Annotated in this window: 23 protein-coding genes; 7 read left to right on the forward strand and 16 right to left on the reverse strand. The window is 66.6% G+C overall.

The genetic code is table 11. The features are described from left to right. Positions 1–100: 100 nt before the first annotated feature. The 13 genes from EJK15_RS07145 to EJK15_RS07195 form a co-directional block, all read right to left on the reverse strand. On the reverse strand, positions 101–1,726 hold the full coding sequence (locus tag EJK15_RS07145; RefSeq protein ID WP_138709579.1) for a DUF3560 domain-containing protein: 1,626 nt from the start codon (positions 1,724–1,726) through the stop codon (positions 101–103). Next, on the reverse strand, positions 1,723–2,373 hold the full coding sequence (locus EJK15_RS07150; protein WP_138709580.1) for a hypothetical protein: 651 nt from the start codon (positions 2,371–2,373) through the stop codon (positions 1,723–1,725). Before EJK15_RS07150 ends, EJK15_RS07145 begins: the two co-directional genes overlap by 4 nt. Positions 2,374–2,461: 88 nt before the next feature. Then, the gene (locus tag EJK15_RS07155; RefSeq protein ID WP_138709581.1) at positions 2,462–2,881 is read right to left on the reverse strand and encodes a hypothetical protein; all 420 of its coding nucleotides are present in this window, start codon (positions 2,879–2,881) and stop codon (positions 2,462–2,464) included. Continuing rightward, positions 2,878–3,522, reverse strand: coding sequence for a hypothetical protein (locus EJK15_RS07160; RefSeq protein WP_138709582.1), 645 nt, complete (start codon positions 3,520–3,522; stop codon positions 2,878–2,880). The genes EJK15_RS07155 and EJK15_RS07160 overlap by 4 nt, the downstream gene beginning before the upstream one ends. Next, complete coding sequence (locus EJK15_RS07165) at positions 3,515–3,820, reverse strand: hypothetical protein (RefSeq protein WP_138709583.1); 306 nt, start codon at positions 3,818–3,820, stop codon at positions 3,515–3,517. Before EJK15_RS07165 ends, EJK15_RS07160 begins: the two co-directional genes overlap by 8 nt. After that, positions 3,817–3,981, reverse strand: a complete 165-nt coding sequence (locus EJK15_RS70265; RefSeq protein WP_171074155.1) for a hypothetical protein — start codon at positions 3,979–3,981, stop codon at positions 3,817–3,819. The genes EJK15_RS07165 and EJK15_RS70265 overlap by 4 nt, the downstream gene beginning before the upstream one ends. 190 nt (positions 3,982–4,171) lie before the next feature. Further along, complete coding sequence (locus EJK15_RS70270) at positions 4,172–4,321, reverse strand: hypothetical protein (protein WP_171074156.1); 150 nt, start codon at positions 4,319–4,321, stop codon at positions 4,172–4,174. After that, a complete protein-coding gene (locus EJK15_RS07170; RefSeq protein ID WP_138709584.1) occupies positions 4,318–4,602 on the reverse strand; it encodes a hypothetical protein in 285 nt (94 codons plus the stop codon). Before EJK15_RS07170 ends, EJK15_RS70270 begins: the two co-directional genes overlap by 4 nt. Positions 4,603–4,759: 157 nt before the next feature. Further along, positions 4,760–5,035 carry a hypothetical protein gene (locus tag EJK15_RS07175; RefSeq protein ID WP_138709585.1) on the reverse strand — a complete coding sequence of 92 codons (276 nt, stop codon included), beginning with the start codon at positions 5,033–5,035 and terminating at the stop codon, positions 4,760–4,762. Further along, on the reverse strand, positions 5,035–5,607 hold the full coding sequence (locus EJK15_RS07180) for a hypothetical protein (RefSeq protein WP_138709586.1): 573 nt from the start codon (positions 5,605–5,607) through the stop codon (positions 5,035–5,037). Before EJK15_RS07180 ends, EJK15_RS07175 begins: the two co-directional genes overlap by 1 nt. A gap of 31 nt (positions 5,608–5,638) precedes the next feature. Beyond that, positions 5,639–6,190 (reverse strand): hypothetical protein, encoded by a 552-nt coding sequence (locus tag EJK15_RS07185; RefSeq protein WP_138709587.1) that lies wholly within the window; start codon positions 6,188–6,190, stop codon positions 5,639–5,641. Positions 6,191–6,283: 93 nt separating this feature from the next. Further along, positions 6,284–7,348, reverse strand: a complete 1,065-nt coding sequence (locus EJK15_RS07190; protein ID WP_138709588.1) for a hypothetical protein — start codon at positions 7,346–7,348, stop codon at positions 6,284–6,286. 235 nt (positions 7,349–7,583) lie between these two features. Further along, positions 7,584–8,678 (reverse strand): helix-turn-helix domain-containing protein, encoded by a 1,095-nt coding sequence (locus tag EJK15_RS07195; protein WP_138709589.1) that lies wholly within the window; start codon positions 8,676–8,678, stop codon positions 7,584–7,586. A gap of 394 nt (positions 8,679–9,072) precedes the next feature. On the opposite strand from EJK15_RS07195, the gene EJK15_RS07200 reads away from it, so the two are divergent. Then, positions 9,073–9,414, forward strand: a complete 342-nt coding sequence (locus EJK15_RS07200; RefSeq protein WP_138709590.1) for a hypothetical protein — start codon at positions 9,073–9,075, stop codon at positions 9,412–9,414. 75 nt (positions 9,415–9,489) lie between these two features. Beyond that, a complete protein-coding gene (locus EJK15_RS07205) occupies positions 9,490–10,011 on the forward strand; it encodes a hypothetical protein (RefSeq protein WP_138709591.1) in 522 nt (173 codons plus the stop codon). Positions 10,012–10,104: 93 nt separating this feature from the next. Here EJK15_RS07205 and EJK15_RS07210 read toward each other — a convergent pair whose 3' ends face one another. Continuing rightward, positions 10,105–10,659 (reverse strand): hypothetical protein, encoded by a 555-nt coding sequence (locus EJK15_RS07210; protein WP_138709592.1) that lies wholly within the window; start codon positions 10,657–10,659, stop codon positions 10,105–10,107. 392 nt (positions 10,660–11,051) lie between these two features. Next, positions 11,052–11,177: a hypothetical protein gene (locus EJK15_RS76200; RefSeq protein ID WP_276615368.1), complete on the reverse strand. Its 126-nt coding sequence runs from the start codon at positions 11,175–11,177 to the stop codon at positions 11,052–11,054. A 173-nt stretch (positions 11,178–11,350) separates the two neighbouring features. Between EJK15_RS76200 and EJK15_RS07215 the strand changes: the two genes are divergently transcribed. From EJK15_RS07215 to EJK15_RS07235, 5 genes are all read left to right on the forward strand, one after another. After that, entirely contained in the window at positions 11,351–12,349 is a 999-nt protein-coding gene (locus EJK15_RS07215) for an ArsR/SmtB family transcription factor (RefSeq protein WP_138709593.1), read from the forward strand. Between the two features lie 507 nt (positions 12,350–12,856). After that, positions 12,857–13,477 carry a Crp/Fnr family transcriptional regulator gene (locus tag EJK15_RS07220; protein ID WP_240776808.1) on the forward strand — a complete coding sequence of 207 codons (621 nt, stop codon included), beginning with the start codon at positions 12,857–12,859 and terminating at the stop codon, positions 13,475–13,477. Positions 13,478–13,534: 57 nt separating this feature from the next. Further along, the gene (locus tag EJK15_RS07225) at positions 13,535–14,293 is read left to right on the forward strand and encodes a hypothetical protein (protein ID WP_138709595.1); all 759 of its coding nucleotides are present in this window, start codon (positions 13,535–13,537) and stop codon (positions 14,291–14,293) included. Between the two features lie 128 nt (positions 14,294–14,421). Then, positions 14,422–16,377, forward strand: a complete 1,956-nt coding sequence (locus EJK15_RS07230) for a hypothetical protein (RefSeq protein WP_138709596.1) — start codon at positions 14,422–14,424, stop codon at positions 16,375–16,377. Positions 16,378–16,381: 4 nt separating this feature from the next. Next, positions 16,382–17,152: a hypothetical protein gene (locus tag EJK15_RS07235; RefSeq protein WP_138709597.1), complete on the forward strand. Its 771-nt coding sequence runs from the start codon at positions 16,382–16,384 to the stop codon at positions 17,150–17,152. Between the two features lie 39 nt (positions 17,153–17,191). Here EJK15_RS07235 and EJK15_RS07240 read toward each other — a convergent pair whose 3' ends face one another. Beyond that, entirely contained in the window at positions 17,192–17,896 is a 705-nt protein-coding gene (locus EJK15_RS07240; RefSeq protein ID WP_138709598.1) for a Pycsar system effector family protein, read from the reverse strand. Positions 17,897–18,534 lie beyond the last annotated feature (638 nt).

Below are 18,534 nucleotides of genomic sequence, written 5' to 3' on the forward strand. Positions count from 1 at the left end.
GATTTCTCCGTAGGTATTGAAGGGAATGGCCCCGCCTCGGGAGAGGCGAGGCCGTACGGTCGGGGGTGGCGCGAGCCCGGACACCTTGGGCCCGCGCTCGCTACTCCTCGGGCGCGGGAATGACCACGAGGACCGTGCGCACGTCCGTGCCGGACACGGCGAACGCCTCATCAGGAAGCGGCTCGATGTGGCCGCCGCGCTGCTCCACCAGCTCGCGGAAGCTGGTGGCGGTCTTGTCCTTGTGCCAGGCGACCCCGTTGCTCATGACCGCGATCAGCAGCCCGCCCAGCCGGAGAAACCTCAGCGCATGCCGCACATGCTGGATGTCCTGGCCCTTGGAGAACGGCGGGTTCATGAGGACCCGGTCGAACTTGGCCGGGTACTGGTCGGGTGTTATCTCCAGGAAGTCGCCCGTGGTCAGGCCGACTATGCCCGGAACGTCCAGCAGATCCTTCGACAGCACCGGGTACCGCTCAACGCAGTGCACCTCGCAGCTCTCGGCCGCGGCGGCCTTGGCCAGCGCGCCGTTGCCCGCGGAAGGCTCCAGCACGGTCATGCCGCGCTCCAGCTCGGCCGCGTCCAGGACCCGTTCGACCACGGTCGGCGGGGACATGAACGCTTCCGAGTCGCGCGGCACGCCGATCTCCGCTTCCACGATCCGCGCCGTCAACGCGGCCACATCGATCGCGGGCACCTCGACATTCGCACGGACCGGTGCCTTCGGCGCGGACCGCTTCGGAGCGAGAACATCGGGCCCGTCCTCGCCGTGCGGGCATTCGACGGCGAGAATGTCGGTGAACTTGACCTTGTCGGGCCACGAGTATCCGGACTCGACGCTCACGGTCACCTTGTTGACCTTCACCACGCGACGGCGACGGTCCCGGAACCAATAGGTGACCAGATCGCCGACGTGCACGTTGTGCTTGCCGTACTCGACGTACTCGCCCACCTCCACCGCGGCGGCGAGCTGCGCCCGGTCGTATTCGAGCTGGTTTTCTAGCTGCGCCTTGCGAGCGAGCTGCATCTCGCGATAGTCGCCCTGGGCGGGCTCGTGCTTCTCGATGTAGTACGGGTTGCCCGCGTGGTCGCGGAACGTCCGCTGGTAGCCGTCCAGGTTCTTCTCGATCTTGCGTAGCTCGGCCTCGGCCGTCTTGATCCGGCGTGCGGTCACGGCTGGAGTCGCGGAGCGGCGGAGTTGGTTGCCGACCGCGTTTGCCCGACGGGCCACTTCCTGCGCCTGGTCGTTCTCGTCGATGCTCTTGCGCATCGCCTGGTCCATCCGCTTCCGGTCGGCGCGGGCACCCCGCTCGGAGTGGTGGCCGACCAGGATGGGCTGGCCAGCAGCGAACCGTTCGCTGATTTGGTGCGCACGGTTGTGGGCGGCGTCCGCCGCGCCGGCGTGCCGGTCGGCCTTTGTTTCCAGCGCGTCGCGGCGGTCTTCGAGCCGGTCGGCCTTGTCCTCCAGGACCTGGGCGCGGTCGCGGAAGGTGTCGTCAATCTCGACCTCGACGTCGTGTCCGGCCGCGCGCAGGGCCTCGGTCGCGGCGTTGATCGCCCACCGGTCGGCGATCCGGTCACGGCTGTTGCGCAGACCGATCATCCGCATCGACGGGAAGTAGCGGAAGCCGCCGTTCTCCCATTTCTTGACGATCTCGAACACTCCGTCGCCCTTGCGGGTGCCGTAGATGAGCGTGCCGTCCTCGTGCGTGTGCCTGATCGTGATCATTGCTGGACGTCCTCGCTCTCGCTGCCGTCGAGGTCGGCCGGGTAGAACCCGATGTCGTCCTTCAGCACCTGGTCGAGCAGGTCATGGACCTCATCACGGGTCGGCGCCGGGCCACGCACAGGCTCGTAGACCGGACAGGCGTCGGGGCATCGCAGGCCGGGGTGGGTACCGCAGAAATCGCACGGACGGTTCTTCGGCGTGGTGTCCCGCACGTCGAACACGCGCTCGCTCGTGAAGCCCGTCCAGTCGCCCGCGTCGGCTTCCTTCGTCTCGCCCGTGTCGGGGTCCGCGAACTCCTCGACCTTCTTGCCCCCGCGGCGGCGGGCAACAATGCACATCGGCTCGGCGGTCGGAAGAACTGCGCGGTCCTCCTTCGCCCAGAAGAACGCGCTCTTGACCCTGGTCGCGGCCGGGTTCTGTCCGAGGAGCGCCAAGGTGTTGCGCAGCGTCCGGTGAGCCTGAACGCGAGCCGCGTACTCGCGGAACGCGTCAAGCAGGTCCGCCCGCTCCGACAGCGCGCGCGCAGCCGTGACGACGGCGTCATTGGCGATCGCCTTGTCGCGGTCCTTGCGCTCCCGCCATGCCTGCTTGTCGCCGGGACTCCAGCCGGAGCGGGGCCGCCTGCGGCGGTGTCTGGTGGTGGTCATCGTCGGATGGCCTTTCTCGAAAGACAGCGGTACCGCTGTCGCTTTACGCAGATAGCGGTACCGCTCGGTTGTGGTGGTGGTGTAGGGGTTAGGCGCTGCGGAGCGGCATCGGCAGGCGCAGTACGGATGTGACGTACGGCGTGCCGGGGTCCCCGTCCGCGTAGGCCACGACGAGCCTTACGGGGCAGGCCCGGCTCGTGAGCGCGGTCGGGGTTTCGACGTGCACGTCGGTGACGGCCCCGTACCGGTCGCCGACCTTCACCCGGTCGCCGAGGCGGAACATCGTCATCTGCTCGCGGTGGCCGCGCACGTGCGTGGTGATCGCCCGCCGGTCCAGGTGCTGCCAATCGGACGAGCCGGGCTTGCGGATGACGGCCTTCGCCGGCGCGGACCCGTCGAACAGGACGCGGATGGTCCAGTCGTCGCGGGTCAGCACGAGCGCCCGGCCATCCAGCGTGATCTGCCAGTGCGCCATCCGGGCGCGAGCCTCTAATGTGTGCGGGTTCATACCTGCTCCTTCCTCGGGTTGACGATCGTCATGTGCTTGGATCGGGCGTGCAGCCCTACAGGGTCGTCCGGGTGGACCGCCAGCTCGACCAGGCAGCCGGGGCCGCGCAACGCGCTGCGCTCGATGTACCGCGCGATCCGCAGAGCCGCGTTCCCCGGGTGCTCCTCACCGAGCTCCACGAACTGCCACACGACGACCTGGGCTGTCGTGCTGTACCGGATGTGCACCTCGGCGCCGTACTCCAGCTGGCCCCACAGGGTGGGGTCGTCGGGCATGTCGTCTCCGTCGCGGTAGTGCTGGAGGTCGCGGGGAGCGTAGAAGTCGTCCCACAGCGCTTCGACCTCATCCGCGACCCGCATGAACAGGGCCCCCTCGGCCGCCGCTTGGGCGGCGTCTTCGGCCTGGTCCTCGGCGCGGCGTGCGACGTCGAGCGCGCGCTTGACTTCGTCGTGCGACCTCTCGGCGCGCTGGCGGGCCTTGGCGGTGCCGCCAAAGCCGTTCCGGTCACGGTCGCGCTGCTGCGCCCGGTCAAGCGCGCGTTCGGCCTGCTGCATCAGGCACTGCGGGTGACGCATGCCGCGCGCCAGCACCAGGTAGGCGTCTAACGTGGGGTTGCCGGTGGCGACGAGCTGATCACGCATTCTTGATCTCCCATCCGCGCGGGGTGACCTGGTTGATGAGGGCGCGGATGTCGCGGGCGCCCTCAACCTTGCGGGTGGCGTGCGGCCGGCCAGCCGTGTGCCACGTGAGCGTGATCCGCAGCGCCCGCCCCTTCCGGGCCGACACATGCAGCACGCCGAACCACGGGGTGCCAGGCTTATCCAGCGTCACCTCCCACACCGACCGGTGTGGGGCATCGGCCACCTTGACGGTGAACCCGACCTCTTCGAGGCGGACGATGATCTGGCGGGCTACCGCGTTGGGCTCGAACTCGGTCACAGCTCGTCGTCCTCGTCATCGTCGGAAGCCCACATGCTCGCGCAGGTAGGCCAGTGCATTTCGCCACGCTTGGCGCCGCAGTCGTAGCAGTCATCCACGACCCGCAGCGGGTCGTGGATGACTGCGTCTTCTTCGACGTCGTACGGCGGGTCATCGATCATGTCGTGCTCCGTTCGAGCAGGTTGGGGGTGTAGCCGGGGATCAGCTCGGCGTCCTCACTGCAGAGCCTGTACCTGCGTCCGTCGATGATCACGGCGGCGGCCACGAGTGGAACGTTGCAGCAGACCGCCATGCACGGGCCGCCCTCGTCGGGCCTCAGCCGGTCCCACGTGATTCCCTCGGCCGAGCCGGTCACAGGCCCGGGTCGGCGTCGGAGAAGACCTCGTACTCGACGTCGCCGAAGCCGTACTCGTCGTCCCGCAGCGAGCACCAGTCGAAGCACTCCTGGCCAGCGCGGGCGCCGCAGCGGCGGCACGAGGCACCGATGTCGAGCAGGCTCACAGGACTCCGGCCTCCTCCAGCCGCGTGTACGAGGCGTTGCGGTCGTCGCGGAACCACTGCCAGCTCTCGGCCTTCTTGCAGAAGCGGCACCTCTGGTAGCCCTCCGCGAGCTCCGGCCGGTTCCGGTGGTCGTCCACCAGGCCGTGCAGGCAGATGCCCATCGCGTCGCAGGCGGCGTACAGGGCATCGCCTGCGGCGTCGAGTTCGGCCTGTTCCAGGTCGGCGTCATGTCGTGCGGTCGCGATGGCTTCGGCCTCGGCGCCGAGGTCGTCATCGAACATGCTGATCTCGCTCTCTTCGGTGTGCAGGGGTGGTGCGTTAGGGTGGGAGAACCCAACTCACCGGATCTTCTGGCGGTGGCTGGTTTCTCTTCCGCGTTGTGGTGGCGCGGGGGTTGCTGAAGTGGCCGGGCCTGACAACAGGCCCGGCCACTGGCGTTTACGACGGCGGAAACACGAGACTGCGGGCGTCGACGACCACCTGGCCGCAGCCGCCGCACAGGTAGTAGCCCTCCCAGGAGGGGTTTTCCTCGCCGTTGGTGTAGCGGCGGCCGGCCATGAGCTTCCCGGCGCGGTCGCAGGGGTGGAAGCCGCCGTACTCGGGGATGTTGCCGCACCCGCAGTGGAACAGGCCGTCAGGCTTCACGAACACCTGGCCAGCAAGCGGGACCTCGCCGTAGGAGGCAGGGATCGGGATGACGATGGGCAACGGCATCAGAGCTGCCCGTCCATCTCCGCGACGGCCTGGTGGATACCGCAGCCAGTTGCCAGCGCGTGCCCGATCGCTTCCAGAGCGAGGCTGCCCGTCACCGACTGCGTGTTCAGCAGCGCTACGAGCGCGGTCCGTACCCGGTTCTCGGCGGGGCGGAAGTGGTCGCCGCACTCGACGCGCAGCTTCCTGGCCATCCGCAGCCCGTCGAGCAGGTGGTCGGTCAGCACCATCGGGGCAGGTTTCTCGGCCTGCACGTCGGGCTCGCCGAACTCGTTGATGACGTACTGGATGACCGTCATTTGGTCGTCGCCGGTCAGGTCGTCGAACGATGCCGTCTGCCACGGATACGGCGTGGATCCGGTCGTGCGCTCGTACGCGCTGGACAGGTCGTCGTAGTAGAAGCCCGCCGTGTCGAACACGTTGGCCGTCTCCCGCTCGAACTGCGGCAGCGCCGCGGCCGGCCCGGCCATCATGCGGGCGATGGTGTGGAGCATGTGGGTGGTGGTGCCGCCCGCGTCGCGGCACTCCTCCACGGCCTTGAGCAGCTCGGCGCGGATACGGGTGATCGTCTGCATGATGATGTCCTTTCGTTGGGGCTGGTTGAGGTCAGCGGGCGTTGACGGATATGGCGAAGTCGTTGATCCGCTCGACCCACACGCCGGGCGGAAGCGGGACCTCGGGGTATTCGCACCCGTTCTCGTCTTCGCCGCCGTGCGGGAAGGTGTAGGTCCACCCATCGGAAGCCCAGGTGATGACCCACTGGTGGTTGTCGTCGTCCCACTCAGGCCGAAGGTCGGGGCCGTGCTCCGGCGGCGCATCGGGGGTGATGCCGAACTGCCTGCACACCGCCACGCGGACCTGCTCGGCCATCTTCCGCGTCACGACCGGCGCATGAAGGATGAGCATCGTCCCCTGCAGGGTGGCGCTCGGGTCCATCATCACGGCCGTGATCACCTCGTCGGCCTGTGTCGACCCCCAACCCTGCGTGCGCAGCAGTTCGAGGAGCGCCTTGCGCAGGTGGCCGTACACGCCGGGGTCTCGTGCGATCACCTGGGCGGTGCAGGCGTCGGCGGCGCGGAGGAGCTGGACGAGCTGCTCACCGAGCTGGACGGGCGTGGCCTGCGTCCTGGGGGTCAAGGTCGCCGTGGTGGTGGTCATCGGGGTCGCCTTTCTCTGTGAACAGGAACGCCTCGCCCGGATTCGGGCGAGGCGGCAGTGAATGCGTTACCGCTGTCACTTAGTGCTGTTCGATCAGTGCTCGGAGGGCTCGCCCGGCGCCGTGGTGAAGATGGCGAGGTGGTCGAGCAGGGCCTTCGCCTGGGTGTCGTCGAGCTTGTCGAGCGCGCTCTCGTCCTGCTGCTCGGGGGCGTTGCCGGTGTAGCCCGCGATGAACGCGAGCGCGTTGGCCATGATGGCGCGCTCCTCGTCGCGGAGCGCCTCGTAGCGGCGCATCCCGTCCGGGGCAACCCGCTGGGCCGGCTCGGTGCCCTCGGCCCAGATGCGGCGAGCCGCGCGCTCGGTGATGATCTGTCCGACGCGGGTCCGCGTGGTTGCGGTTCCGTCGCTCTCCGCCTTCGCGTACAGGGTGCCCCGGAACAGGTTCTCGTCGGCGGTCAGGGTCGCGAAGTGCACCATCATGTCCCAGTCCCACGTCTGGCTGCGCTCGTCAGCGTTGAGCTTCGAGGACGAGGCGCGCAGCATGTCGGCGATGTCGTCGCGCACCTCGTAGAACGGGATCAGCGGGTGGTGACCGACGAGGAGTTCCGTGGCGGCCAGCCAGGCGACGGTGTCGATCACGTCCTGGTCGGTGGTGCCGCGTGCAGCCTTGGCGTGCGCGGCGATCTCGTCATGGGTGAAGTCGTACGAGAGCGGCATGCGGTGGTCGTCGCGCTCGTCGTTCTTGATGGCGATCATGCCGTTCTCCTCCGTGGCGTAAATGGTTGCGGTTCCGCTGGCACTTTCGGGGAGCTGCCTTGTGGCCAGCTCGACGAGATTGGCGAGCAGCAGCGTGGCGTCCTTCATGGTGAGCTGGTCGAAGGTGAAGCCGTCGTAGAAGTTGCTGTAGTTGTCCGCGAAGTGCGCCGAGACGTAGTTGGTGGCGTAGGTGCGGTAGTCCCCCAGGGTGTCGTTGAGCATCGCGTCCCACCGCAGGTGGTGGGTGTCGCCGTGGCGGTGTGCGGCGACGCTGTAGGCGATGGCGTCCATGGCGTGGGTGGTGGTGCCACCCTTCGCGATGAGTGCCCAGGAGGCGATGTCGGCGGGGAGGGGGATGGCGCCCCAGGGGATCGGGTCGAAGGTGGTGGCGGGGGAGTTCATGTGCCGTCTCCTTTCAATGTTTCCGCTGGTGAGGGGATTTGTGATCTTGATATTCGGTTGGATCTCGATCTTACCAGGATCACCGCATGTATATATACCCATAGGGGACAGCAGGTCTTGAGTCAGGAAACCGCACCTTAGATGCCCTGTAATCGATCCAGGCGGACCTAGAACGTGTCCGGTACCGCTGCGACCGAACCGACCTGATCACGCATCTCCGTGGACAACGACAGGTCTACTGCGCGTTTCTGTGACGTAGGCCGGTCCGACGCAACGCAGCAGCGAAACTCGGGCTCGTCGCTACCAGCAGCGCCCGCGCCCGTGCGGCCGGCCCGTCCTCGCCGCCCGCGTCCACACGCTGCGCCAGGCGCCGCTCGCACTCCTCGGCTCGGCGACGCCTCAGCTCCTCCACCTCTCGCGCGGCTGCTGCCACGCGCTGCGACCGAGACGACAGAACCTGGCCATCCCCGCTCATCCAGGCCGCGAGGCGGTTCCGCACCCAGCCGGGAATGTGCCGTAGCTCGTCCGCACTGGACCACGTGTAGGTCCAGACGCTGTCGTCCGGGCGGACGTCGAGCGCGTGGAGCACATCCGCGGGCGTCCAGCCGGCGAGCAGGAAGGCGCGCAGCAGCCATCGCAGGTACCAGGCCGTCATCCGGCGCAGCACGCCGGATTCCTGCCGGAGGCGTTCGCAGGCAGCGAGTCGATCACGTTTGGTCCTCGGCGATTGGTGCAGTCCCCAGTTCGGCGAGATGCGTGGGTTGCCGCGGGCGCGGCCGGGGGCCTCGCGCGTGCGCGTGGGATCCTCCTTGTCTCTCCTAGGGAGAGACAAGGAGGAGGGTTCACTTGTGCATTTTCCCTGGTCAGATGAGGTGTCGTGGGTCGGAACAGGCGCGATGTCGCGAGGGATGCAGACCACCCAGAGGGCCGCGCGATTGCCCAGGCCGTCATCGTCCAGGCCCGCGCTTGTACCCTTGCGGAAGCGGACGGTGGAGCCCTGCTCGACCACGCCCAACCAGCCGTGCTCGCGCAGCCACCTGATCCAGCGCTTGACGGTCGCCTTGGACAGGCCGGTCTCCTCGACGATCTTGGCGATCGTCGGCCGGGAGCACATCGTCTTCCAGTCAGCCGCCCAGGCGACCATCTGGGCAACGCGCAAGAGGTTGCCGTACCCGTCGTAGCGGAGGCCGAGGACCTCGGGGTCTTCACGCAGGGCGCGGAGGAACTCCTGCTGGCCGGGAGCGCGCCGCATACCGCGCGGCACGCTTGCGAGAACCAGCGCCTTGGACGGAACCCCATGAAGTGTGTCGGCCGTGATGACGGCGGTCATGCGGCACTCCAGCAGGAGGCCGCCACAGTAACTCGACTGCGGACCCGCTGTCGCTTTACGCTGCGCTGCGAGGCAATTGCGAGTCGGAACACCCGCATGGCGGGTGATGTCGCAGGTCGGCCCGTGGTCGCGAAGGGGCCTCCGGAGCCGGGTGCGTAGGTTCGAATCCTACAGGGGGCACGCGATCTTGAGCAGCGGTTCCGGCCGCCGACCAGGGCGACATCGTACGAACGGGCGGGTCTCCAGTCTCACGGAGTCCCGCCCGTTCTCGTTGGCGCTCGCTGGTTGTGGGCCAGTGGTGGGCCAAGAGGAGCATCAGTCTTCGCCTCAGAAGCACGGCTAGGGCACAGACCCATCGCCTTAACTGAGAGCTGATCGATGCCCGGCCGTTGAGGTGGGCGTAACCTCGGGCGAGGCGCTGAACACCGCCAAGGATCAAAATGAGAGGGTCGGATGGCTGATGAAGAGCACCATCATCAGCGCAAAGATCGCCACTGGAGATTGGTCCAAGGCGGCCATGAAGGCCGCCAAGGGTAAGAGCTTTGCCACTCACGATCAGCCACCCACCATCAGACCTATAAACGAGATAGTCGCGGACCCGAAGACTTTCGACGATTTCATGGAATGGGCGCAGCGTCATACTGACGTCGAAAGCACGACAAACAACTTGCAGAACACCATGGGCACTACCGCCATCCTCACTGTGCCCGGCAACCTCAATATCGGCAGGTACTGACATGCCGCTTCGAGTCGCCCGCCCGCCCCGCAGCGCCGTCGCCGGTCTGGCGTTTCTCTTCGCGATGGCTACCGGTTGCACCGGCACCGTCCCACCCCCTCGCCGAGCCCCGGCGGCAAGACCGTCGCCAGCCCCGTCACCGACTCCCCGCCCTACTGGTGCGACTTCCTCCCGCAACAGGCCGTCCGCACGATCACCGGCCTCACGATCCCACTGGAGGAGCGCAAGAGCGGAGTACCCGCGACCCACGGGCAATGCGCGCTTCGCAGCGAATATGACCGGCTCTCCGTCGTGTGGTCGGTATGGGACGGCGACGGCATCACGGACCTCGCACGCAAGAACTTCGGCAGCCATCAACTGGCTGCACTGCCGGCGGATCTCGGTACCGGACTCATCGCGTACACCGCCCGCTTGCCACGCACCCGGCCGTACTACACCACGATGCTGTTCCGGTGCGGCGACGAGCGACCGTGGATCAGGGTCGATCTGTCCGAGGTGGTCAAGGGACGTGACCCGGTGAGCGACTTGACGCAGCTTCTCAGGATCGCCCGCAAGCGGTTCGGCGAACTCCACAAATGCACCCCGAAGCCGAACTGATAACGCCGTCGGGCGGCCCGCTGTGCTGAGGGCCGCCCGACGGGGTGGTGGGTGGTGGCCTCACATGATTCCGATCAAGCGGATGGCTAGACTTCAGGCCAGGTCGCTGCCGAACCCTCTGCTGCCGTTGCCGTAGACACGCAGCCAGACCGTTGCGAACTTCTGCCGGACGCAACCGCCGTAGCGGAGATAGCAGAATTCGCCCTTGGTCCAGGGCTTCCACGACGGGTTACCCACGCCTCCCGAACTGCCGGATTCGTGACCTTCGAACGTCCAACCCCAGTCGGCCTTCACCTCGCGGTAGTAGCCGTTTCGCGCCGTGATGTTCGTGCCGTTGTAGCAATAGTCGATGTCGAGGCGGTAGCTGATAATGAGTTGGCCGAACCCGTTCTTCGCGCTCACTCCGGTGCCCCACCGGCGGCAGGAACTCGCCAGGATGCTGGCCTGCTCCTTGGAGGAGATCTTCGTACCCTTCTGCTGGGCGTCGGCGATATACGTTTGCGGGCTGATCGCCTCATCGACGATCGCCTTCTCCTCGACCTTCACGACCTCAACCTTAGGGTCTGGATTGCTGGCCGCCAGCGCTCCCGGCCCAACAAGAACAGTGAGAGCGGCGGCAAGTCCGACGATGCCAGCCATCTTCATCATGAAATCTGATCCTTTCGAATGTTCGGGAAACCGAGGTCACGCTCGTGCGCATGCGAAGAACGACATCGCTACGAGTCGGAGGCCATCGGTCGCGTTGAGCGTAAGAGCGGCCGCTCCAAACCTTCTCCGAATCGGGCGGCTACGAGCGGGGGTCTAGCCGTAGCGGTCCCACTTCAGGGGGCCGGGTCCTCACGTGCTCCGAGTCGTGGGTATAGCCCTCAGCTGGAGGCTAACGTGCACCACGAGCGCGAAAGGTGAGGTTGCCGTGGACTTTCGGGGGGATTCAGTGTTGAGGAGAGGGCCCAACGCTGTGACTTGGATGGCTCGATGGCGAGATTCTGGGATCGCTATTTGACGTTCTCAGTCGCTGCGTGGGTGTCGTCGGCGTGCGTCTACCCGCCGCTCCTGGGCCGGAACTCCTCGCCGGCGACCGCCGGGCCTGCGGCCAGGGCGAGCCCGGCCACCGCCGCAGCGGCGATGGCGGCGGCGATGGCGATCCGCCTCACATGTTCGATCATCGAAAGGGTGCCTTCCCTTGCTGTCGCGATCGGTCCAGGACAGTTCACAACACGACGCCCCCGCCCGTCACCCTGTTCCAGCCTGAGCCGGAACACCCAGCTCACAGCCACGCACCCGGAACCGTCGACAGGGCGTTGATCGCTTTGTGATCCGCACGACCGAGCATGCGGGCATGACCGGGGGAACCTTGAGAATCGTCTTTACCGGTGAGGACCTGGCCCGGGTGCGCATCGCCTCAGGTATCGATGAGCTGTGGGAAATGGCGATGAGCCTGCACGTGCTGCAAAGGCCCGGCGGCGGCGAGGACATGACCGGCTGGCGGCGGCAGGCCCGCGCCGACCTGGCCGAGACGGGCCTCCTGAAGCCGGTACGGCAGACGCTGGTGCCGCTGATGCCGATCAAGGCCTACTTCCCCGACTTCCTTACCCCGCACCACGCCCAGGCCGGACCGCAGAACGGCATCGACGCGCTCGCTGACACCCCGCCCTCCCGCGTGCGCCACGAGGTCGACCAGCTGCGCCGGCACGCCGCCCTGCCTGCCACCCTCGACAATCTCGCCCGCGGCAACCAGCGCGCCATCACCGGCCTGGCCGGCCTGGCCGGCCGATACTGCCAGACCGCCTTCGCCCCCCACCGCACCACGATGGAGCACGCGCTAGGACGCGAACGCGCCAGACTCACCCGCCTGCTCACCGACCACGGAGTGGAAGCCATGCTCGCCGCCCTGGGACCCCGCATGCGCTGGCGGCCCCCCATCCTGGAGACCGACTACACCACCGGCCGGTACGAGATCCACCTGCGCGGCCGCGGCCTGACCCTCATCCCCTCCTACTTCTGCCGCTACACCCCGGTCGCGCTGGCCGACCCCAGCCTGCCGCCCGTCCTGATCTTCCCCACCCCCCGCCGAACCCCAGTGTCCGATCCCGATGACGCGCTGCCCGACCTGCTCGGCACCACCAGAGCCCGCATCCTGCACTGCATCGCCGCCACCACCGGCTGCACCACCAGCGAACTCGCCCGCCGAACCGGCACCTCGCTGTCATCGGCCAGCGCCCACGCCCAGGTGCTGCACCGCGCCGGACTGATCACCAGCACCCGCCACGCCAACATGGTCATCCACCAGATCACCCGTCTGGGCGCCGACCTGATCCGCCACCAGGCCCCGCCCTGACCTCGGGCTCTGAGGGACGGTTTTGCGAGAGGTTCTGAGAGTCGCTGCGGCCATTTGCGCAATGATCGTGGACCCACTGTGGACCAGCTCCCCTAAGCGGGATGGCCTTTCGGGGATAAGTGCACGTCAAGGCCACAGTAGACGAAGAACGCGCAACCCTCTCCGGAGCCTGGTGCCTAGGTTCGAGTCCTAAAGGGTGGCACACGATCTTGACCGGCGGTTCCTAGTCACCGACCTGGACGAACACCGCACAAACGGGCAGGCCTTTCACGGAGTCCCGCCTGTTCTCGTTGACGCTCACAGGTTTGTGAACCACCGGCGCGAAGGCCCCACCGATGGGGCCGAATGTCCGCGAACGTATGACTCCCTTGCCGAGACAACCCGGCTGGCATATGTGTGAGACACCGCCTGCTGGAGGAAACTTTGGCACCCAACCGATGGCCGACCGGCACCTTCATGCACCGTCTGACGGACGAGCTGCGCTCGGAGCTTCTTGGGCTCGGGACCTTGCGCGCGTTCCCGCCCGGGCACGTGCTGATCAGCCAGGGAGATCACGGCACATCGGTCTGGATTCTGTTGGACGCGCTGGTCAAGGTGATCGGGGGGGTTGAGAACGGTGTGGAGGCGACCCTGGCGATCCGGGTGTCAGGCGACATCGTGGGCGATATGGCCGCCATGGACGGGTCGCCGCGGTCGGCGACCGTGACCACCTGCGGGCGCGCGGTCTGCCAACAGGTAAAAGGCCCGGTGTTCCGCTCTTTCGTGACCCGGCGCCCGGCCGCGGCACTAGCACTGACGCAGATCGTGGCCGACCGGCTGCGTTGGGCCAATCAGCGGCGCCTCGACTTCGCCGGGTACGGGACGAAGATCTGCCTGGCACGCGTGCTGATCGCGTTGATCTCGCGGCACGGCCGCGCTACGGATGACGGCGTGAGCATCGGCATCCCACTCACGAGAGCCGAGTTGGGCATGCTGGTGGGGGCCAAGGAGATCACGACGCAGAAGGCGCTGCGCGAACTGGCCGCGGAGGGGGTCATCCGGCGAGGGCACCGCGACGTGGTGGTGAAGGACCTGGCAGGGCTGACTGCGCTCGCCGACCTCCCGTTCCTCGCCAAGCCATATTTCTAAGGCTTCTCCCGCCAGGTCGTGCCTCACCGTTGAGCCCACCCGCTCATTGGAGATGCCATGGTCACGCACGATTACCGCGTCCTGCTCACAGCCGACATCGAGAACTACGGCGGCCGCACCGACGCCCAACAGCGAACCCTCCAGGCCGGCCTGATCAGCGCCATCGAGACGGCGGCGGACCGTGTTCAACTGGACCGGGAGTCGTGGTCGCGTCAGGTGGGCGGTGATTCGCTGACCGTCGTCCTTCCCGCCGAGCCGGGTCCTCTCGTCACGATTCCACTTCTCCTCGACCAGTTCCTGACCGAGCTGGACGTGGCCATCGCGGAGCACAACAGCCGACGCGCCGATCCCACCTGGGCACGGATGAGAATACGGCTGGCCGTCCACGTCGGACCGCTGCAGTTGGACGGCGCGGCCGGGTGGCCTGGGCAGCACGCGGTACAGCCCGCGAGGTTGCGTGATTCGGCACCGATCCGGACCGCGCTCGACACCTTCCGCGACGCCGACCTGGCGCTGATCATCTCGCGGGAGGTGTTCCGCGACTACGTGTCACAGGGGCCGGGACGGCCGAGACCTTCGGAGTTCCTGGAGGTTGCGGTGGCGGAGAAGAAACAGGAGTACCCGGCATACCTGTACGTCCCGCACTTCGACGTCCACGGCATGGAGGCTCCGGAGTCCTCGCCGTCCAGCAACAACGCCCCGTCACCACCGCCGTCGGGCATCGGGTCGATCAAGAACAGGGTCAAGAGAGGCGACATTCATATCGCGCAAGGAGACATCAATGTCACTTATGACCCGAAGCGGAGGAAGAAATGAGCGACTCCCCGCCTGAGGAACCGAGATCCGAGACCCCGCAGCCGGAAGACCCGGACGTCGAGGACACCTCTCCCGAGAAGGCAGACGAGGCGTCCCAGGAACCCGACAACCAATCGATCCGCAACGAGATGACCGCCTCCGGGCAGGAGTGGCTGGAGCGTAGGCAGAGCCTGGACGACCTGTTCGCCGACGAGCGGCCCAGCACCGGCACCCGAGACTTGATTGGCCGCGTGAGGAACCGCGTCAAGAAAGGAAATATCTGGCTCGCCCAGGGCGACATCCACGTTGACCAGGGGCGGGCACAACCGACAGCGACAATTCATGAACTGACGGAAAACGAGGTCGAGGACCTACGGCGAACGCTGGTATCGACCCAGTCGCAAGCCGAAACACGCAGGCTGCTCGACAGCGAACGCCTGGTCCTGCTCAGCGGCGCGGCGGAGACTGGCAAGGCGACCACGGCCCTGGCGGCGCTGCTCGACTGGGGTGGCAGGGCGAGCTGGATCATTCCGCACGGAGCGAGCACGCCGAACCCCCGTGACTGGAAACTGGAATCGGGTCACGGCTATCTGCTGGACCTGGTCGATACGCCCGATGCCGTGGACAGGGTGACCACGAATCTCAAGCGTGCCGGCGTCAACGCGGACTGCAGGGTGATCGTCCTGGTGCCTGAGCACATCAGATCCTCTGTCGCGCCCGTGATCGAGCACGATTCCCCACCGAACAGCCGGATCTTCGCCAAGCATCTGTTCGTTCAGGCATCGGGCGCACGGCTTGCCTCGAACGATCAGCGGCTTCTGGACGAGGAGCTCCGCGCCCTCTCCGCGCCCTGGCAGGTGGTCGAACTAGCCAAGCAGGTGGCCGCCACCGTGGAGTCCGGCACCTCCATCGAGGTCATGCTGAACCGGCGATTCCACCAAATGCGTGCGAAGGTGGGCGAAGACCTCGAGAAGCGCAGGCCGATTCTGGGCCGGTGTTTCATGACGAGCATCGCCGTACTCCACGGGCTGCCCGAGGCGGAAATCTCCGGCGCGGCGCTGGCCCTGGCCGAACGGCTCGACGAGAAGTGGCGTCGTGATCATTCGCCGAAACCGGTCCAGCTCTGGGAGAAGCTGCCCCTCTGGCTGAGTTACGTGGATGCCGAGGCCGCACCCGCCGGGCCCGGTGGCGGGCGGAGCATAAGGCTGAGACGTCCCCAGCTGGCGGCCGTCATGCTGCGCGTGATCTGGGAGGACCAGCCGACCATCCGCGACTCGTTAGTCGACTGGCTGCTCTGGCTCGGCGGTGAGGGATCTTCGCATACGAGGATCAAGGTCGGACATGCGGTCGGGAAGCTTGCGACCTTCGACTTCGCCCTCGTGAACGAGCGGTTTCTGGAGGTGTGGAGCCAGTCCCGCCGATCCCGGGATCATCAGCTCGCTGCTTTGGCGCTGGAAGCCGCCGCCGAGGACCCGTCGATGACACGCCGCGTCCACCTCCATCTCCGTTCGATGATCCAAGGCACCGATGCAAAGAAGGCGATCGCGATCCGCGCCTACGCCTCGTCCGTCGGTCTCTCCGCACCCGACCAAGCCCTCGCCGCGTTCAGGACCTTAGTTCTCACCAGGGGCGTCAAGTTCCACCACGACGTGGCCCAATCCATCGCTTACCTCTATCGCGTGGATACCGCGCACACCATCGTGAACCACCTCGCCGACTGGGTCAGTGACGGAGGACCGGCCGGTCATCGTAGCGCCGCCCTCGCCTTCGGACGGCTGGCCGCGCTGCCCGTTTCGACCCCTGAGCGGCCGCATCTGAGCCAGCTCGATCCCCATCCTTCGCTGGTGACGCTCTGGCGCAACGCGCTCAGCTACGAGGAAGGTGGCCGCCTAGTCGTGCCCGAGTCCTGGGACCTCCTGCTGAGCGAATGGCTGCGCCATTACGACGAGCGGTCCACCGTACGGGAGATCACGGACCAGATCTTCAGCCTGACCGATAGGCGGAACGCCAAGCGGGCCCTGCTCTACCTCCGGCTCTGGCGGCACCACGGCGAGATCTCCGCCGATCTTCACCATCACCTGCGTCAACTCGTTCACAGGAGCTGATCACATGCGTAAATGGCTGGCACCCATGCTTTATCACGTCCAGCAGAACGAGCCCGAGGCCGAACCACCCGTCAACATCGAGCCGTTCGTTCTGACCTCGCCCGCCAAGGGCGACGCTTACGACTTCTCCGTCACCCTGCTCCGGACCGCGACCTCGGCCGGGAAACGTGCCCGAGCCCTCCTCAACGATGAAGTGCCCGAGGCCGAGGCGGTGCTCCAGCGCGCTTGCCAGGAGGTACGTCCGATCACCCGGCGGTTCGAGATCACCGAGGCTGGTGCGGCGGAGCAGGCCGCGAACGAGAAACTCCGATCGATCTCAGGCTCGATGACGGGAGTCTACCGATGGACGGTCAGAGCCGAGGTGAACGTTCCCGAGGAGATCCGCCAGCTCAACCGGGATGCCCACAGGAAGCAGCATGACATCAGATCCGACGCCGCTGCGGCGCTGCTCCAGATCAAGAGCACCGACGAGGTTCGGCAGAAGTGGCAGGAGTTTCTCGCCGCCGTGGAGGGAAGCGCCCGGGTGGTGCACGCGATCCAACTGGCTGTCGCCCCAGAGCAACTGCCGCAGATCATCGCGGAGCTCGTCGAGCAGCGGCAGCAGGGAGCGCAGGAACTGCTCGGCACCGTCGACAGGATCATGCAGAGCTACCAGGCGGTGGACATGCTCAACTTCGTCGTCAGCAACGAATCAGTGCTCCGCAGCACCCTGGAGCTCCTCGGCCTGCCCGTTCCGCCGTTGGAGGACGACAGTCTGCTGGTAGGCGGAGTGTGACCTGCCTGTCGCAGTGGCGTCATGCCTACGCCTGCGCGGTCATGGCGGAGACCCGGTGAGCACGACGTTGATCAGCGCCGCGCTCACCGTGGCCGTCATTCCACTCAGGAGCAGCCAGAACCCCCAGCGGATGAGGCGATACTTCTGTCCGACGATGCGGCTGACCCGGTACAGCTGATCAGCGACCCGCTCCAGGTCCAGTGCCGAGGACCGCATCAGAGCGCTGGTGACGGTCACCGTGGAGTCGAGGCGTAAGACATCGGCGTAGTACATGACGGCGCCGTTCCCCTTCCGTCGATCCAACCGCGGATAGACCGCGCCGGCGAGCACCACCACGGACACCAGAGCTGCCGCCGCCCCTGCCCACCACAGCCACTCGACGGCATTGGACATCGCGAAAGGTGACCAGCTTCCCGCGAGCAGGCCGCCTGTGACGGCGCCGAGGCCGATGCCAACGATGCCGAGGAGGACCTGGGCTTTGGTGTCCGCCCGGTTGAGCTCCTCGCGGGCCTCTCTGAGCAACTGTGTTCCGTAGGCGCACGCATCGTCCTCAGCTGCCTGCCGTTGGTCTGGAGTGGTTTGGGTGAGGGCTCGCACGATCTTGTGGAACACGAGGAACCTCCTGGCCGGGGGGCGATCACAACGCAGAGCATTCCACGACCGCCGTGGGTTGAAGCCCGTGATGCGCTTCGCGCCCGCTGTACACCGCGTCAACAGGAGGCTCTCGGCATAATCGTGGGCCACGTGTGGGCCATCCATGGCCTTGATCGAGTGACATTTGTGCGTCGCCCCTGGCCAAGGGCATGCCCACCAGCAAACCTGCAATGCTCTCCGGAGCCGGGTGCGTAGGTTCGAATCCTACAGGGGGCACTCGATCTTGATCAGCGGTTCCGGCCGCTGACCAGGGCAAACTTCGCAGGTACGGGCGGGCCTCCAGTCTCACGGAGTCCCGCCCGTTCTCGTTGACGCTCGCTGATTGTGGACCAGTTGTGGACCATGATCGAGCTTCCAATCAAGCTTGCAACGGCCAGGCGGCTCCATATCATCTGTGCCGTCTCAGACGAGGTCGAGTCAGCACCAATCAGCAGATCGACCGCCGGATCACACAAATGCCGATCCACGTCGGCGGTCTCGGATCCGTGTTGGATCGCCTGTGATTCGCCCGATAACGATGATCTCGCGGTAGTTGGCATGGATCCCGCCACAGCCGTGGAGAGCCACTCGAACGAGGCCCTTGAGCCGATTGCGACCGGTTACCCAGAGAGGCTTCGCCTCGGACCGCCGAGATTGATGGTTCCGCTCGCACGAAGACGACCGTCGGTTCATCCTCAGGAGCAGGAAACGGGTGCTGAGGGTGATCGCTATGACACGTTCGGATACGG

The organism is Nonomuraea basaltis, from assembly GCF_005893125.1.
Taxonomy (GTDB): Bacteria; Actinomycetota; Actinomycetes; order Streptosporangiales; family Streptosporangiaceae; genus Nonomuraea; species Nonomuraea basaltis.

Excerpts from the sequence above, each read along its gene's own strand:
- EJK15_RS07145 (WP_138709579.1), bottom strand. The coding sequence starts at position 1,726 with ATGATCACGATCAGGCACACGCACGAGGACGGCACGCTCATCTACGGC.
- EJK15_RS07150 (WP_138709580.1), bottom strand. The coding sequence starts at position 2,373 with ATGACCACCACCAGACACCGCCGCAGGCGGCCCCGCTCCGGCTGGAGT.
- EJK15_RS07155 (WP_138709581.1), bottom strand. The coding sequence starts at position 2,881 with ATGAACCCGCACACATTAGAGGCTCGCGCCCGGATGGCGCACTGGCAG.
- EJK15_RS07160 (WP_138709582.1), bottom strand. The coding sequence starts at position 3,522 with ATGCGTGATCAGCTCGTCGCCACCGGCAACCCCACGTTAGACGCCTAC.
- EJK15_RS70265 (WP_171074155.1), bottom strand. The coding sequence starts at position 3,981 with ATGATCGATGACCCGCCGTACGACGTCGAAGAAGACGCAGTCATCCAC.
- EJK15_RS07170 (WP_138709584.1), bottom strand. The coding sequence starts at position 4,602 with ATGTTCGATGACGACCTCGGCGCCGAGGCCGAAGCCATCGCGACCGCA.
- EJK15_RS07175 (WP_138709585.1), bottom strand. The coding sequence starts at position 5,035 with ATGCCGTTGCCCATCGTCATCCCGATCCCTGCCTCCTACGGCGAGGTC.
- EJK15_RS07180 (WP_138709586.1), bottom strand. The coding sequence starts at position 5,607 with ATGCAGACGATCACCCGTATCCGCGCCGAGCTGCTCAAGGCCGTGGAG.
- EJK15_RS07185 (WP_138709587.1), bottom strand. The coding sequence starts at position 6,190 with ATGACCACCACCACGGCGACCTTGACCCCCAGGACGCAGGCCACGCCC.
- EJK15_RS07190 (WP_138709588.1), bottom strand. The coding sequence starts at position 7,348 with ATGAACTCCCCCGCCACCACCTTCGACCCGATCCCCTGGGGCGCCATC.
- EJK15_RS07195 (WP_138709589.1), bottom strand. The coding sequence starts at position 8,678 with ATGACCGCCGTCATCACGGCCGACACACTTCATGGGGTTCCGTCCAAG.
- EJK15_RS07210 (WP_138709592.1), bottom strand. The coding sequence starts at position 10,659 with ATGATGAAGATGGCTGGCATCGTCGGACTTGCCGCCGCTCTCACTGTT.
- EJK15_RS76200 (WP_276615368.1), bottom strand. The coding sequence starts at position 11,177 with ATGATCGAACATGTGAGGCGGATCGCCATCGCCGCCGCCATCGCCGCT.
- EJK15_RS07215 (WP_138709593.1), top strand. The coding sequence starts at position 11,351 with ATGACCGGGGGAACCTTGAGAATCGTCTTTACCGGTGAGGACCTGGCC.
- EJK15_RS07225 (WP_138709595.1), top strand. The coding sequence starts at position 13,535 with ATGGTCACGCACGATTACCGCGTCCTGCTCACAGCCGACATCGAGAAC.
- EJK15_RS07230 (WP_138709596.1), top strand. The coding sequence starts at position 14,422 with ATGACCGCCTCCGGGCAGGAGTGGCTGGAGCGTAGGCAGAGCCTGGAC.
- EJK15_RS07235 (WP_138709597.1), top strand. The coding sequence starts at position 16,382 with ATGCGTAAATGGCTGGCACCCATGCTTTATCACGTCCAGCAGAACGAG.